Genomic DNA, 13,076 nt, shown 5'->3' on the forward strand with positions numbered 1-13,076 from the left:
CCCTTCGCATCCTCAGCCGCCGCACCATCCGCCACACCGGACGTGTGCTCGGACGCCGCGTCATCCGCCACGCCCGCCCCGCCCTCCGGCGCCGCACCGGCGACCGTGCCGCCCGGCGTGTCGTCGTCCTCCGAAGCCTCCACATCCTCCAGTGCCGGCGCGGACGGCTGGACAAGGGAGCCGGGCAGGATCATCCAGGCGGGCAGCGGCGGCTCGGAGTCCGGGGACCTGCGAGGGTTGGGCAGGGGGTTGGGGTTGTCATTCATTACGTGGTTTCTCCGCGGATTCTTCGTAGTCGTCCCCCACCGCCACGTCCCCGTCGGCAGACCCCGTCCAGGTCACGTGCAACTCCCCCAGGGGCTCGATCTGATCGAACGAGACCGCCGACTCCCGGAACAACTCCAGCACGGCCAGGAAGCGCGCGATGACCTCGAAGGTCCCGTCGCAGTCGGCCACCAGGGCGCGGAAGGTGGCCCGGCGCATCCGGCGCAGGTGCATGACGAGGATGGCCGCCTGCTCCTTGACGCTGGCCAGCGGCTGGTAAATGTGCGCGACGTTGACGGTGGGCGGCAGCTTGGGGGTGAACGCGCGGGCGGCGATCCTGGCGAGCTGCTCGGGCCCGATGCCCAGGATCAGCTCGGGCAGCAGGTTGGCGAACTGCGGCTCCATCGGCACGGTACGCGGAAACCGCAGCGCCTCTTCCGCCATCCGCCCCGCGAAGATCTTCGCCACCTCTTTGTACGCCTTGTACTGCAGCAACCGCGCGAACAGCAGGTCCCTGGCCTCCAGCAGCGCCAGGTCCTCCTCGTCCTCCACCTCGCCGGACGGCAGCAGCCGGGCCGCCTTCAGGTCCAGCAGCGTGGCCGCGACCAGCAGGAAGTGGCTGGTCTGGTCGAGGTCCCACTCGGGGCCACGCGAGCGGATGTAGGAGATGAACTCGTCGGTGACCTTGGAGAGCGAGACCTCGGTGATGTCCAGCTTGTGCTTGGCGATGAGGCCGAGGAGCAGATCGAACGGGCCCTCGAAGACGTCCAGGTGGACCTGGAATCCTTGCGGCTCGGTCTCCTCGGCGGTGGTCACCTGGCCATTGTGGCAGGCTCCGGCCAGCGTGCCAGCACCTCGCGGGCCAGCTCGCGGTAGGCGTTGGCACCGAGGGACGACGGGTCGAACGTGGTGATCGGCTCGCCGGCGACGGTCGCGTCGGGGAAGCGGACGGTCCGGTTGATCACGGTGTGGAACACCTTGTCGCCGAACGCCTCCACCACGCGGGCCAGCACCTCCCGCCCGTGCAGGGTGCGGGCGTCGTACATGGTGGCGAGCAGTCCCTCGATCTCGAGGTCCTCGTTGAGGCGCTCCTGCACCTTGGAGATCGTGTCCATGAGCAGGGCCACGCCGCGCAGTGCGAAGAACTCGCACTCCAGCGGCACCATCACCCCGTGGGCGCAGGTCAGCGCGTTGATCGTGAGCAGGCCCAGCGACGGCTGGCAGTCGATGAGGCACACGTCGTAGTGCGGCAGCAACGGCTTGATGACGCGGCCGAGCACCTGCTCGCGGGCGACCTCGGTGACCAGCTGGACTTCGGCGGCCGACAGGTCGATGTTGCTCGGCAGCAGGTCGAGGCCCTCGACGCCGGTCTCCAGCAGCACGTCCTCGGCGGTGACGCCGCGCTCCATCAGCAGGTTGTAGACGGTCAGGTCGAGCTGGAGCGGGTTGATGCCCAGGCCGACGGAGAGCGCGCCCTGCGGGTCGAAGTCGACCAGCAGCACCTTGAGGCCGTATTCGACCAGCGCGGCGCCCAGGTTGATGGTGGTCGTGGTCTTGCCGACCCCGCCCTTCTGATTGACCATCGCGACCACGCGCGCCGGGCCGTGCACGGCGGGCGGGACCGGTTCGGGGAACACCGGTCTGGGCCGCCGTGTGGGCCCAAGATTGACGCCGTTGGAAGGCGCGTTGCTCTTCGTGCCGCCCCAGGGGTTGTCGGGGGTCCCCGGGGTCGAACCCTTGGTCGTCACAGTCACCAGCTCGAACCTCCCTGACGATCCCGAACCGGACCGTCCGGACGGACACTATGGCGTCACCACTTAACGCGGCAAGGCGGCACGCCGTGGGTGCCGCACGTCGCAAAAGACTATAGATCACTGCCGGGCGCGGGGATGCGCCGCGGCATAGACCTCGCGGAGCTTGTCGACCGTGACCAGGGTGTAGACCTGCGTGGTCGTCACCGAGGCGTGGCCGAGCAGTTCCTGGACCACCCTAACGTCCGCGCCGCCGTCCAAGAGGTGGGTTGCGAAGGAATGCCGGAGTACGTGCGGGCTTATCCCGTGGAGTCCGGCGCGTTCGGCGGCGGCCTGGAGCACTTCCCAGGCGCCCTGCCTGGTCAACCGGCCGCCCCGGGCGTTCAGGAACACGGCCGGGGTGCCCCGTCCATGGGCCAGCAGACCGGAGCGGGCCCGCACCAGATAGGCGTCCAGGGCGGAGCGGGCGTAGCGCCCCAGGGGCACGACCCGGGTGCGGCCGCCCTTGCCGCGCAGGCGTACCTGGTCGTCCTCGAAGTCGTCCACGGCCAGGCCGACGGCCTCGGAGATGCGGGCTCCGGTGCCGTACAGGACCTCCAGCAGGGCGCGGTTGCGCAGCGTCAGGGGCGCGCCGTCGGGGCCGGAGGCGGCGATGAGCCGCTCGACCTCGTCCACGGCGATCGCCTTGGGGAGCCTGCGGAGCTGGCGCGGCGGGCGTACCTGGTGGGCGGGGTCGTGAGCGGTCACGCCTTCGCGCAGGGCGAAGCGGTGCAGGCCGCGCACGGCGGAGACGGCGCGGGCGGCCGAGCTGGCGACGAGCGCCGGGTGCTCGCCGTCGCCCTCGCGCAACGCGGCGAGGAAGGCCTGGACGTCGGCCTCCCCCACCTCGTCGAGCTCGGCGCGGCCGCGCGCCTGCAGGTGCTCGAAGTATCGGCGCAGGTCACGGCGGTAGGACGCGAGCGTGTTGGCAGCCAGGCCCCGCTCCACCGCCAGATGGGCGAGGTAGCTGGAGAGCACTGCCTCCACGAACCGGTCCTTCCGTTCACGCCTCCGGGGCGTCGGCGGGGCGCAGCGTTGCGAATCCCTCGACCGAAGCCGCATATGCGGCGAGGATACCGGCCACGGCCGGGGAATTGTGGATCATTCCCATGAGCGCCTTCTCGACCGCGTCGGTCAGGGGGACCCATTCGACCGGCATGTCGATTTCCTCGTGCCGGTGAACGAAGCCGTTCTCCTCCTCGGGGATCTTGGTCAGGTCACGGGCGAGGAAGACCCGGATGCGCTCGTCGCTCATGCCGGGCGAGGAGCGCAGGTCGACGAGCGTCCACCAGGCACCCGCCCGGTAGCCGGCCTCCTCGGCGAGCTCCCGGGCAGCCCCTTCGACCAGCGGTTCGCCTTCCACGTCGCGGATCCCGGCCGGCAGCTCCCACATGAGCTGCCGGGTCGGATGGCGGTACTGCCTGATCATCAGGACGCGGTCGCGGTCGTCGAGCGCGAGGACGGCGACGGAGCCGGGATGCACCACGTAGTCGCGGTCGGCGACCTCGTCGCGGGGCATCTTGACGGTGTCGGTGACCACGCGGATGACGTGGCCCTCGAACCGTTCCTTCGTCTCGACGACGTTCCACGCCTCGGGCGTGTCTGCGATCATGGCCGCACTCGCTTCCGGTCCTCGTCGGTCACACAAGCCACCGCTCTCCGCCCCAGGCTCGCCGCTCCGGTGATCCTCACGGGCCCACCTTCGCACCGAGCCGGCTGTCGGCGTACATCAGGGCGGCGCTGATGAGGCCCTTGAACATCGGGTTGGCGCGGGTGGGGCGGGAGCGGAACTCCGGGTGGGCCTGGGTGCCGATGAAGAACGGGTGGGTGTCGGCGGGCAGTTCGGTGTATTCGACCAGGCGGCCGTCCGGGGACAGCCCGGAGAAGACCAGGCCGACCTTCTCCAGCTGCTCGCGGTAGGCGTTGTTGACCTCGTAGCGGTGGCGGTGCCGCTCGTCGGCCTTGGCCTTGCCCGCGTACAGCCGGCGGGCGAGCGTCCCCTCGCCGAGCTTGGCGGTGTAGCTGCCCAGGCGCATCGTGCCGCCCATGTCGCGCTCGCCGGCGACGACGTCCTCCTGGTCGGCCATGGTGGAGATGACCGGGTGCTTGGTGTCGGGGTCGAACTCGGCGGAGTTGGCGTCGGCGATGCCGGCCATGTTGCGGGCGGCCTCGATGACCATGCCCTGCATGCCGAGGCAGATGCCGAGCAGCGGGATCTTGTTCTCCCGGGCGTGGCGGATGGCGCCGATCTTGCCCTCGATGCCGCGTACGCCGAACCCGCCGGGGATGAGCACGCCGTCCACGCCGTCGAGCTCGCGCTCGGCGCCGTCGGGGGTCTCGCAGTCGTCGCTCTTGACCCAGCGGATGTTGATCCGCGCGTCGTTGGCGAACCCGCCGGCCCGCAGGGCCTCGGTCACCGACAGGTACGCGTCGGGCAGGTCGATGTACTTCCCGACGAGCGCGATCGTGACCTCCTTGGCCGGGCGGTGCACGCGGCGCAGGAGCTGCTCCCACTCCTTCCAGTCGACGTCCCTGAACGGCAGGCCGAGCCGCCGTACGACGTACGCGTCGAGCCCTTCGGAGTGGAGCACCTTCGGGATGTCGTAGATGGAGGCCGCGTCCACGGCGGAGACCACCGCGTCCTCGTCCACGTCGCACATCAGGCTGATCTTGCGCTTGATCGCCGTCTGCACGGGCCGGTCGGACCGCAGCACGATCGCGTCCGGCTGGATGCCGATGCTGCGCAGCGCCGCCACGCTGTGCTGCGTCGGCTTGGTCTTGAGCTCCCCGGAGGGGCCGATGTACGGCAGCAGCGACACGTGCAGGAAGAACACGTTGTCCCGGCCCACCTCGTGCCTGATCTGCCGCACGGCCTCCAGGAACGGCAGCGACTCGATGTCGCCGACCGTGCCGCCGACCTCGGTGATGACCACGTCCACCTCAGGACCGGCCATGCCCCTGATCCGGTCCTTGATCTCGTTGGTGATGTGCGGGATGACCTGGACGGTGTCGCCCAGGTATTCGCCCCGCCGCTCCTTGGCGATGACGTTGGAGTAGATCTGCCCGGTGGTCACGTTGGCCGAGCCGTGCAGATCGGTGTCGAGGAACCGCTCGTAGTGGCCGACGTCGAGGTCGGTCTCGGCGCCGTCGTCGGTGACGAAGACCTCGCCGTGCTGGAACGGGTTCATGGTTCCGGGGTCGACGTTGAGGTACGGGTCGAGCTTCTGCATGGTGACCCGGAGACCGCGTGCCTTGAGGAGGCGACCGAGGCTGGATGCCGTGAGCCCCTTGCCGAGACTGGAGGCGACACCGCCGGTGACGAACAGATGCTTGGTTTGCGATGCGCTGCGCAAAGGGGCTCCCGTGGCTCGAGGTGTGGTCGAAGTGTCCACGGGCTCTCAGGATATCAAACAACGCCCCTCACATGCCCGAACAGTTATGACCTAGCGGTAACTTTGGTCCCTATGTCATTAGTACGGCGGACCGTGGGCACGCTGATTCACCGTGCCTATAGGGCGATCCGTCACGCCGGGGCGATCACACCGGGTTCTCCCGCCGGGTACCGGTTCCGCCGGATCGGCGACGGAGTCAGCATCGCGTTCCCCCCGGGCGCGATCTTCGGCGAGCAGTGGATCGAGATCGGCGACCACACGCTGATCGGCGAGCGCGTGTCGATCTCGTGCGGCATGAACCCGGGGCTGGAACTCGGCCCTGACGCGATCCTGCGCATCGGCCGCGGCTGCGCGATCGGCCGGGGCACGCACGTGGTGGCCCACCAGTCGATCGACATCGGCGACGACGTCTTCACCGGCCCGTACGTGTACATCACCGACCAGAACCACGTCTACGACGACCCTGACGTCCCCATCGGCCGGCAGTGGCCGCGCAACAGCCCGGTCTCGATCGGCTCGGGCTCCTGGCTGGGCACCGGCGCGATCATCCTGCCGGGCACCACGCTGGGGCGGCACTGCGTGGTGGCGGGCGGGGCGGTGGTGCGCGGCGAGTTCCCCGACCACAGCGTGGTCGCGGGGGTGCCGGCCAGGCGGGTCCGCGGGTATACGCCTGAGCTGGGCTGGCACACCCCCAACGGCAGCGCCCCCAACGGCAGCGCCCCCAACGGCGGCGCCCCCAACGGCGGCGTCCCCAACGGCGGCGCCCCCATCACCCCGCAACCCACCGCCTCCTGACCTCTCCGTCCGGCCCACCCCGCTCACCTGGCCGCATCCACTCGTCCGGCCCGCCCCCGCCTCCCAGACCACACTTGCGACACGGCCGGACGCGCCTTCCCCCGGCCGGTGCCCGGCATGGAGCACCACCTGCCGGACACGGCCACCGGACGGCGCGCCGGCGGGGAGCGGGTCACGATCGTGTGTTCGGGGATGGACCGAACATCCTTCTGACCGTTAGCGTCGTGTCATGCGGACCGCCATTTGCGAGCGCCTTGGCATCGAGTTCCCCCTGTTCGCCTTCAGCCACTGCCGGGACGTGGTGGCGGCCGTCACGAACGCGGGCGGGTTCGGGGTGCTGGGCGCGATCGCGTACTCACCGGAGGAGCTCGACACCGAGCTGACGTGGATCGACGAGCACGTGGGCGGCCGGCCGTACGGCGTGGACGTGCTCGTGCCGGGCAAGATCGACGACTCGGCGCTGGACCGGCGCGCGCATCTCCTGGAATTCATCCCCGATAGGCACCGCGACTTCGTCACGCACCTGCTGGGCAAGTACGGCGTGAGCGCGCCGGCGCAGCCGCTGACCGCGGCGGCGGACGAGCTCGGCAGGCGGGTGACGGCGGCCGGGGCGACAGGGCTGATCGACGTGGCGCTGAAGCACCCGATCGGGCTGATCGCCAGCGCCCTCGGCCCGCCTCCGCCGGAGATGGTGGCGAAGGCGAGGGAAGCCGGTGTGCCGGTGGCCGCGCTGGTCGGCACGGTGGAGCACGCGCGCAGGCAGGTGGCGGCGGGCGCGGACCTGATCGTGGCGCAGGGCACCGAGGCGGGCGGGCACACCGGCGAGATCGCCACGATGGTGCTGGTGCCGCAGGTCGTGGACGCGGTCGCCCCGGTGCCGGTGCTGGCGGCCGGCGGGATCGCGTCGGGGCGGCAGATGGCGGCGGCCATGGCGCTCGGCGCGGAGGGCGTGTGGTGCGGGTCGGTGTGGCTGACCACGGAGGAGGCGGAGACGACGCCCGCGGTCAAGCGCAAGATGCTGGCGGCGTCGTCGCTGGACACGGTCCGGTCGAGGTCACGTACGGGTAAGCCGGCCCGGCAGCTCAAGTCGGCCTGGACGGAGGAGTGGGACTCCGGGCCGGAGAGCCCGGGCCCGCTGGGGATGCCGCTGCAGATCCTGCTGTCCGAAGGGGCGATGGCGCGCATCGGCGCGGCGGCGGAGAAGGGCGAGCCGGGGGCGGTGGAGCTGGTCAACTACTACGTGGGGCAGGTAGTGGGCCAGCTCGATCAGGTGAAGCCGGCCCGCCAGGTGGTCTACGACATGATCAGCGAGTTCGGCGAGGCGGTGGAGCGCCTGTCCCGGCTGTCCGAGTGAAGACGTACAGGTAGGGGTGGCGCGGGCGGGCGGTGCCGTCGGCGGCGGCCTTGGCCAGGGCGAGCGCGCCGTCGGCGGAGGTCCCGAGCGGCGGCGTGAACCTCGCGCCGGGCAGCGACTCCCGCACCGTGCTCTGGAACGGCTCCATCAGCAGGTCGGCGGCGTCGAAGAGGCGGCCGCCCCAGGAGAAGACGGGGTCGAGCCCGGCCGCGGCGGCGACGGCGGTCTGACCGAGCTGCCGCCCGGCCTCGTCCCAGATCCGCCGGGCGACCGGGTCGCCGGCGCGGGCCGCGTCCGCGACGTGCGGTGCGAACGACGCCAGGTGGTGTGCCGCCGAGTCCGACTCGTAGACGAGCGCCACGAGGTCGAGGGGGTCGCCGAAGCGGGCGAGCAGGTGTTCGAGCAGGGCCGCGGAGCCGCCGGCCCGGCCGTCGTGCGCGCGCAGGGCGGCGTGCAGGCCCTGGGTGCCGATCCAGGCGCCGCCGCCGTGGTCGCCGAGCAGGTGCCCCCATCCGTCGGACTGGTTCCAGACGCCGTCCAGGTCGGTGCCGAGCGTGATGACGCCGGTGCCCGCGGCCACCACGACTCCGGGCCGGAACCCGAGCGCGCCCACGTGCGTGGTCACCATGTCGCCGGCGACCACGAGCGAGTCCAGCCCGAACCGCTCCCCCAGCGCCTCCCACAGCGTGCCGGGGTCCCGGACGAGGCCGGGCAGCCCGGTCACGCCGATCGCCATGCCGGCGAACCGGTCGGGTATCGGTGCCGCATCGCCGCCGGTCCCGGCCATCCGGTCTGGAGCCGGGGTCGCGTTCTCGACGACCTTGGCGATCCGTGCGGCGAGCCGGTCAAGGTCGACGTGGCCCCGCTCGCGCGGCACCGGAGCCGTGTCCGCGCCGTGCGCGACGGTCTCTCCGGCCTCGACGCGGACCCTGATCCCCCCGCCGCCGACGTCCACGCCGGCGAATCCGGTCCTGCTCATCCGGCGTGCCCGGGGTGGGAAGGGCGAGAGAGCGCGGCGACGGCCGCCCGGACGCCCGGGTGCGCCTCCAGCGCGGCCCGCGCCTGCTCGGGCGGGCAGCCGGTGAGCAGCCGTACGAGCGCCTCGGGGATGTTCCCGTCCGCTGCGGCCAGGGCGGCGCGGCAGGCGTCCGCGCCCGCGCCGCTCGCCTCCGCCAGCACGGTCACCGCCCGCTCCGCCAGCTTGGCGTTCGTGGCCACCAGCCCGACCATGAGGTTCCCGTACGTCCGGCCGGCCTTGATCATGAGCGCCGTGGAGAACGCGTTCAGGATCACCTTGGTCGCCGTGCCCGCCTTGAGCCTGGTGGAGCCGGTCAGCGCCTCCGGCCCGGTGTCGGCGGCGACGACGATCTCGGCCAGGTCGCGCAGCGGCGCGTCCGGGTTGCAGGTGACCAGCACCGTGAGCGCCCCGGCGGCCCGGGCCGCGCGGAGGGCGCCGGCGACGTACCGGGTGGACCCGGACGCCGTGATCCCGACCGCCACGTCCCCCTCTCCGAGGTCCCGGGCGTCGGCGGCCCCCAGCGGCTCGGCGTCCTCCTGGTCGATGGACGAGTCGGTGAGGGCGGCCGCCCCGCCGGCGAAGTGGGCGGTGAACAGCTCGCGCGCCACCCCGAACGTCGGCGTGATCTCGGTGGCGTCGAGCACCGCCAGCCGCCCCGACGCGCCGGCGCCGAAGTAGTGCACGCGCCCGCCCCGGGACAGCCGGAGATGCGCCGCGTCCACCGCCCGGGCGAGCGGCCCGGTCGCGGCGCGGGCGGCCTCGACCGCCCTGGCGTCCTCGTCCAGCAGCAGCCGGAGGACGTCGCCGGACTCCAGGGTGTCGATGGCGGCGGTGCGCGGGTTGCGGCGCTCGGTCGGTGGTGCCACCTGGGGCATCGTGCTCCTCATCGATCGTGCCTCATGGATTGTGTTCGTACGGCTGGGCGAGTGAGCCGGCCCGGCCCGCGTAGGCGGTGAACAGCCGGCGTGACTCCGTGGCCAGACCGGCCAGGTCCCGCGGCGCCGGCGCCGGGCCTTCCCGCAGGAAGAGCTCGGCGCGGTCGCGCAGCCGTTCCCGCAGGGCCGCCTCGGGGCCGTCGCCGGGCGTGGCGAGCGCGCGGTCGAGCCCGTCCGCCCACAGCGCCCAGCGGTCGCGGTAGTAGCCGCCGACGAGCCCGCTCCAGTGCCGGCCCGCGTAGTCGTCGAGCAGCGGGCTGTCCGCGGTGCCCCACACGGTGATGATGCGGCGGGCGTTGTCCAGCAGCACGTCGCGGTCGGCCGGGTCGTCGGCCCACGACAGCGCCTTGGACTCCCAGTGCTGGAAGGTGAACTCGGGCCGGCAGGCCAGCATCCGGTCGAGGTCCTCGAAGACCTTCAGGAACCGGGCGACACGCGCCGGGTCGCCCGCCGACTCCAGGACGTCGAGGCAGAAGCGGTCGGCGACCCTGGCCATGTACGCGATGCCTGCCTCGACGAGGTCGTGCCCGAGCGGTCCCGCGGCCAGGCCGGGATCGCGCTCGGCCACCTCGATCATGCGCTCCCACGCCGCGGCGAGGGATTCCGGCCGGTACCACAGGACACCGGCGGCCTCGGCACGGAGCTCCGCCGGGCCGCGCTCGTATGAGGGCACCGCGGTGATGACGCCTTCGAACTCCTGAGGGAGGATCGGCACGCCCTGGGCGCCGTAGACAGTGTCCAGGAGCCCGCGCCAGGCCGCCCGCAGCTCGGCCGTCCACCGGCCTCCGTAGCGCTGGGTCACGAAGGCGTCCAGCCAGGCGTCGAGGTCAGGGACCCGGTTCCAGATCTGGTCGGCGACCAGCTCGAAGAAGACGGGGTTGTTGCGGGTGGCCTCCATGGACAGGCCGAGGCCGGTGGGCGGGCTCGGCGCCGCCAGGGCCGCCTCGATCCCGGCCGGGACTCCGCGCAGGTCGGCGCCCGGATCGGTGCGGCCGCCGAAGTTGAGCAGCGCGCACCAGAGCCAGGGTTTTCCGGAGAACTCCTCGAAGCGGCCCCACAGCGGGTCGTGCTCCGCCCACAGGTCCGCCACGAGCATCCGGTCGTCCGCGATCGCGTCGAGGAAGGCGGTGACGCGGTCCTCGCTCCAGAAGTCCCGCTGGTAGGAGAACGGCCAGGCCTGCATGAGCCAGACCGCCTCCGGGTCGGCGGCCCGCAATCCGGCCAGCGTCGCCGCCGCCACGGCCCCGGGAAAGGCCGGGTCGGCGTCGATGGGGATCATCTCGATGAACGGGTCGGCGGCGTAGAGGTGGTCGGTGCCGAAGAGCTTGATCTGGGCGCGGGCGATCTCGGCGCCGATCCGCTCGTACAGCGGGTCGGCCGGGTCGAGGACCCAGGTCTCGAATCCCTGCCACTGGCGGCGGCCGGCACGCGCCGTCGAGGCGATCTCCCGGGGGACGTGCCCGGTGAAGGCCGGGAGCACGGGCGTCATGCCGAAGGCGCGCTCGCGCTCGAGGATGCGCGCTCCCAGCTCGCGGTGGCTGTCGATCCACGACGCGGGAAGCGGACCGGCGAAGTCGTCCAGGCATCCCATGAACTGGAACGGCAGGTAACCCGGCCCGCCGAGGAAGCGGCGGATCTGCCGGTCGTCGAGACCGAAGAGGGAGTACGCGGCGTGCACCGCGGCCTCGTGACCGGTGACGGCGAGCGGCATGGTGATGCCGTGCAGGGCCATCCAGTCGATCTCGCGCTCCCAGTCGGCCCAGTCCCAGTAGGGCGTCGTGTAGCTGAAGGTGCAGAAATTGAAGTAGTAGCCCTCCCGGACCCGGGCCGAGCCCTGGCGGAGCGGGGCGTCGGGAAGGGACGTCAGCGGCAGGGGCAGCACCGTGTCCCAGCCCACGGACATGCCGCACTGTTCCCGGAGATAGTGGTGGAGCGCGACGGACGCGCTCACCCCGTCCGTCGCGGCGACGGTGAGCACGCCGCCCTTCGCCTCGTACGCGTACGCGCGTCCCCCGCCGTCACGCGCGGCCCACCGGACCGACCCCGCGACGGGCCCGAGAACGCGCTGGGCGAGGCCGTGGACGGTATCCGCCCACAGCGGTGCGTGGTCGCCGTCACCGGGCAACATCGCAGGTCACACCCCTCGACGAATTAGTTCCGTACGATCCATAATTAATATGCTAGCGTACCGCCAATCGATGCCAGGGAGAGAGCATGGAGCAGGTGGTCGCCGCCGGCACGCAGTTCATGCGTGAGGTCAACGCCGCCGCCGTCCTCCGGACGCTGCGGACCGAGACCAGCATGAGCGTGTCCGCACTGGCCAAGGCCGTGGGGCTCTCCCGCCAGGCGGTCACTCGCTCGCTCAACGCGCTTGCCGCGGAGGGACTCGCCGAGTTCGGTCCCCTTGATCGCGACTCCACCCGGGCGGGGCGGCCCGCGCAGCTCGTGCGCTTCCGGGCGGAGGCCGGCCACGTGCTGGGCCTCTCGATCAGCCCGCAGGACGTGCGCGTGGCGGTGTCGGATCTGGCCGGTACGGTCACCGCGGCCGACGCGGTCCCGCTCGGCGCCGATCCGAGCGGTGACCAGGTGGTGCGGACACTCCTGTCCACGGTGGAACGGACGATGCGCGCCACGGGCATCACGACCGGCGACCTCTGGTTCGCCTCGGTGGGCACCCCCGGCATCGTCGACCCGGCGGCCGGGGTCATCAAGCTCATCCCGAGCATGCCCGGCCTGGCCGGCGACGCTCTCGTCCGCCGGCTCAAGGACGCGCTCGGCTGCCCGGTCTACCTGGACAACGACGTCAAGCTGGCCACCCAGGGCGAGCGCTGGCGGGACCCGGAGCGGCGTGAGGACTCCCTGGTGATGCTCCACTGGGGCGAGCGCGTCGGCGCCGGGATCGTGCTGAACGGCGAGCTCTACCGCGGCGCCTCCAACGACGCCGGCGACGTCGGCTTCCTCGACCTGTTCACCGGCGAGGCGGGCGCCGGCCCCGCGGAGTCGCGGCACCCGCACGGCCTCGGCCCGTTCGAGGACCGGGTAGGCGGCGCGGAGATCGTGCGCCAGGCCGCGGCGGCGGCGGAGCGCGCGGGCGACAGCGCGTTCCTGGCCCGGATCGAGGCCGCGGGAGAGCGCGCGTTCGAGGCCGTCCTGGACGCCGTCGTCGACGGCAGGCCGGCGGCCCTGGAGGCGATCGACGTGGTGGCCCGCCGCTTCGCCAAGGGCATCGCCGTGATCCGGGCGATCCTCAACCCGCGGCTCGTGGTCATCGGCGGCCCCATGGCCAGGTGCGGCGAGACGCTGCCGGCGGCGCTCCGGCGGCATCTGTCCGGTGAGCCGCTGGACCAGCCGGCCCTGGAGGTCTCGACGCTCCAGGAAGACGCCGTCGTCCACGGAGCGCTGCTCCACTCGCTGGACGAGGTCGAGCGAACCAGGTTCGGCCTGGTGAGAAGCGGTCGTCATGAGGCCCGTTGAAGACTCCAACGCGCCGGCCGACGCCCCCATCCGATAGAGGAGAAAGGTCATGAG

General features: G+C 72.0%; 11 protein-coding genes. 3 read left to right on the forward strand and 8 right to left on the reverse strand.

Annotation, left to right across the window (positions count from 1 at the left end; genetic code table 11):
• Positions 1-258 precede the first annotated feature (258 nt).
• The 5 genes from ACIBX3_RS37315 to ACIBX3_RS37335 all read right to left on the reverse strand — a co-directional run bounded on the left by ACIBX3_RS37315 (position 259) and on the right by ACIBX3_RS37335 (position 5,407).
• Entirely contained in the window at positions 259-1,080 is an 822-nt protein-coding gene (locus tag ACIBX3_RS37315; protein ID WP_397125238.1) for a segregation and condensation protein A, read from the reverse strand.
• Positions 1,077-2,012: a ParA family protein gene (locus tag ACIBX3_RS37320; RefSeq protein ID WP_397125376.1), complete on the reverse strand. Its 936-nt coding sequence runs from the start codon at positions 2,010-2,012 to the stop codon at positions 1,077-1,079. Before ACIBX3_RS37320 ends, ACIBX3_RS37315 begins: the two co-directional genes overlap by 4 nt.
• Positions 2,013-2,135: 123 nt before the next feature.
• On the reverse strand, positions 2,136-3,041 hold the full coding sequence (locus tag ACIBX3_RS37325; RefSeq protein ID WP_397125239.1) for a site-specific tyrosine recombinase XerD: 906 nt from the start codon (positions 3,039-3,041) through the stop codon (positions 2,136-2,138).
• A 16-nt stretch (positions 3,042-3,057) separates the two neighbouring features.
• Positions 3,058-3,666: an NUDIX domain-containing protein gene (locus ACIBX3_RS37330; RefSeq protein WP_397125240.1), complete on the reverse strand. Its 609-nt coding sequence runs from the start codon at positions 3,664-3,666 to the stop codon at positions 3,058-3,060.
• A 76-nt stretch (positions 3,667-3,742) separates the two neighbouring features.
• Positions 3,743-5,407, reverse strand: coding sequence for a CTP synthase (locus tag ACIBX3_RS37335; protein ID WP_397125241.1), 1,665 nt, complete (start codon positions 5,405-5,407; stop codon positions 3,743-3,745).
• A gap of 111 nt (positions 5,408-5,518) precedes the next feature.
• Here ACIBX3_RS37335 and ACIBX3_RS37340 point away from each other — a divergent pair, with 111 nt between their 5' ends.
• Together ACIBX3_RS37340 and ACIBX3_RS37345 are read left to right on the forward strand one after the other, a co-directional pair.
• The gene (locus ACIBX3_RS37340; RefSeq protein WP_397125242.1) at positions 5,519-6,241 is read left to right on the forward strand and encodes an acyltransferase; all 723 of its coding nucleotides are present in this window, start codon (positions 5,519-5,521) and stop codon (positions 6,239-6,241) included.
• 229 nt (positions 6,242-6,470) lie between these two features.
• A complete protein-coding gene (locus ACIBX3_RS37345; RefSeq protein WP_397125243.1) occupies positions 6,471-7,595 on the forward strand; it encodes a nitronate monooxygenase in 1,125 nt (374 codons plus the stop codon).
• Here the strand turns inward: ACIBX3_RS37345 and ACIBX3_RS37350 are convergent.
• Genes ACIBX3_RS37350 through ACIBX3_RS37360 form a run of 3 tightly spaced genes read right to left on the reverse strand, consistent with a single transcriptional unit; the run spans position 7,546 to position 11,676 of the window.
• Positions 7,546-8,574, reverse strand: a complete 1,029-nt coding sequence (locus ACIBX3_RS37350; protein ID WP_397125244.1) for an N-acetylglucosamine kinase — start codon at positions 8,572-8,574, stop codon at positions 7,546-7,548. The two genes, ACIBX3_RS37345 and ACIBX3_RS37350, sit on opposite strands and share 50 nt — an antisense overlap.
• Positions 8,571-9,488 (reverse strand): N-acetylmuramic acid 6-phosphate etherase, encoded by a 918-nt coding sequence (locus ACIBX3_RS37355; RefSeq protein WP_397125245.1) that lies wholly within the window; start codon positions 9,486-9,488, stop codon positions 8,571-8,573. Before ACIBX3_RS37355 ends, ACIBX3_RS37350 begins: the two co-directional genes overlap by 4 nt.
• 22 nt (positions 9,489-9,510) lie before the next feature.
• Entirely contained in the window at positions 9,511-11,676 is a 2,166-nt protein-coding gene (locus tag ACIBX3_RS37360; RefSeq protein ID WP_397125246.1) for an alpha-N-acetylglucosaminidase TIM-barrel domain-containing protein, read from the reverse strand.
• Between the two features lie 86 nt (positions 11,677-11,762).
• Between ACIBX3_RS37360 and ACIBX3_RS37365 the strand changes: the two genes are divergently transcribed.
• Positions 11,763-13,022, forward strand: coding sequence for an ROK family protein (locus tag ACIBX3_RS37365; protein WP_397125247.1), 1,260 nt, complete (start codon positions 11,763-11,765; stop codon positions 13,020-13,022).
• Positions 13,023-13,076 lie beyond the last annotated feature (54 nt).

Origin of the sequence: Nonomuraea sp. NPDC049480 (genome assembly GCF_044465905.1) — a bacterium.
Classification (GTDB): Bacteria; Actinomycetota; Actinomycetes; order Streptosporangiales; family Streptosporangiaceae; genus Nonomuraea.

What these genes read in the sequence shown, in the direction of transcription:
- ACIBX3_RS37330 (WP_397125240.1), bottom strand. Translation starts at nt 3,666, where the DNA reads ATGATCGCAGACACGCCCGAGGCGTGGAACGTCGTCGAGACGAAGGAA.
- ACIBX3_RS37340 (WP_397125242.1), top strand. Translation starts at nt 5,519, where the DNA reads ATGTCATTAGTACGGCGGACCGTGGGCACGCTGATTCACCGTGCCTAT.
- ACIBX3_RS37345 (WP_397125243.1), top strand. Translation starts at nt 6,471, where the DNA reads ATGCGGACCGCCATTTGCGAGCGCCTTGGCATCGAGTTCCCCCTGTTC.
- ACIBX3_RS37350 (WP_397125244.1), bottom strand. Translation starts at nt 8,574, where the DNA reads ATGAGCAGGACCGGATTCGCCGGCGTGGACGTCGGCGGCGGGGGGATC.
- ACIBX3_RS37355 (WP_397125245.1), bottom strand. Translation starts at nt 9,488, where the DNA reads ATGCCCCAGGTGGCACCACCGACCGAGCGCCGCAACCCGCGCACCGCC.
- ACIBX3_RS37360 (WP_397125246.1), bottom strand. Translation starts at nt 11,676, where the DNA reads ATGTTGCCCGGTGACGGCGACCACGCACCGCTGTGGGCGGATACCGTC.
- ACIBX3_RS37365 (WP_397125247.1), top strand. Translation starts at nt 11,763, where the DNA reads ATGGAGCAGGTGGTCGCCGCCGGCACGCAGTTCATGCGTGAGGTCAAC.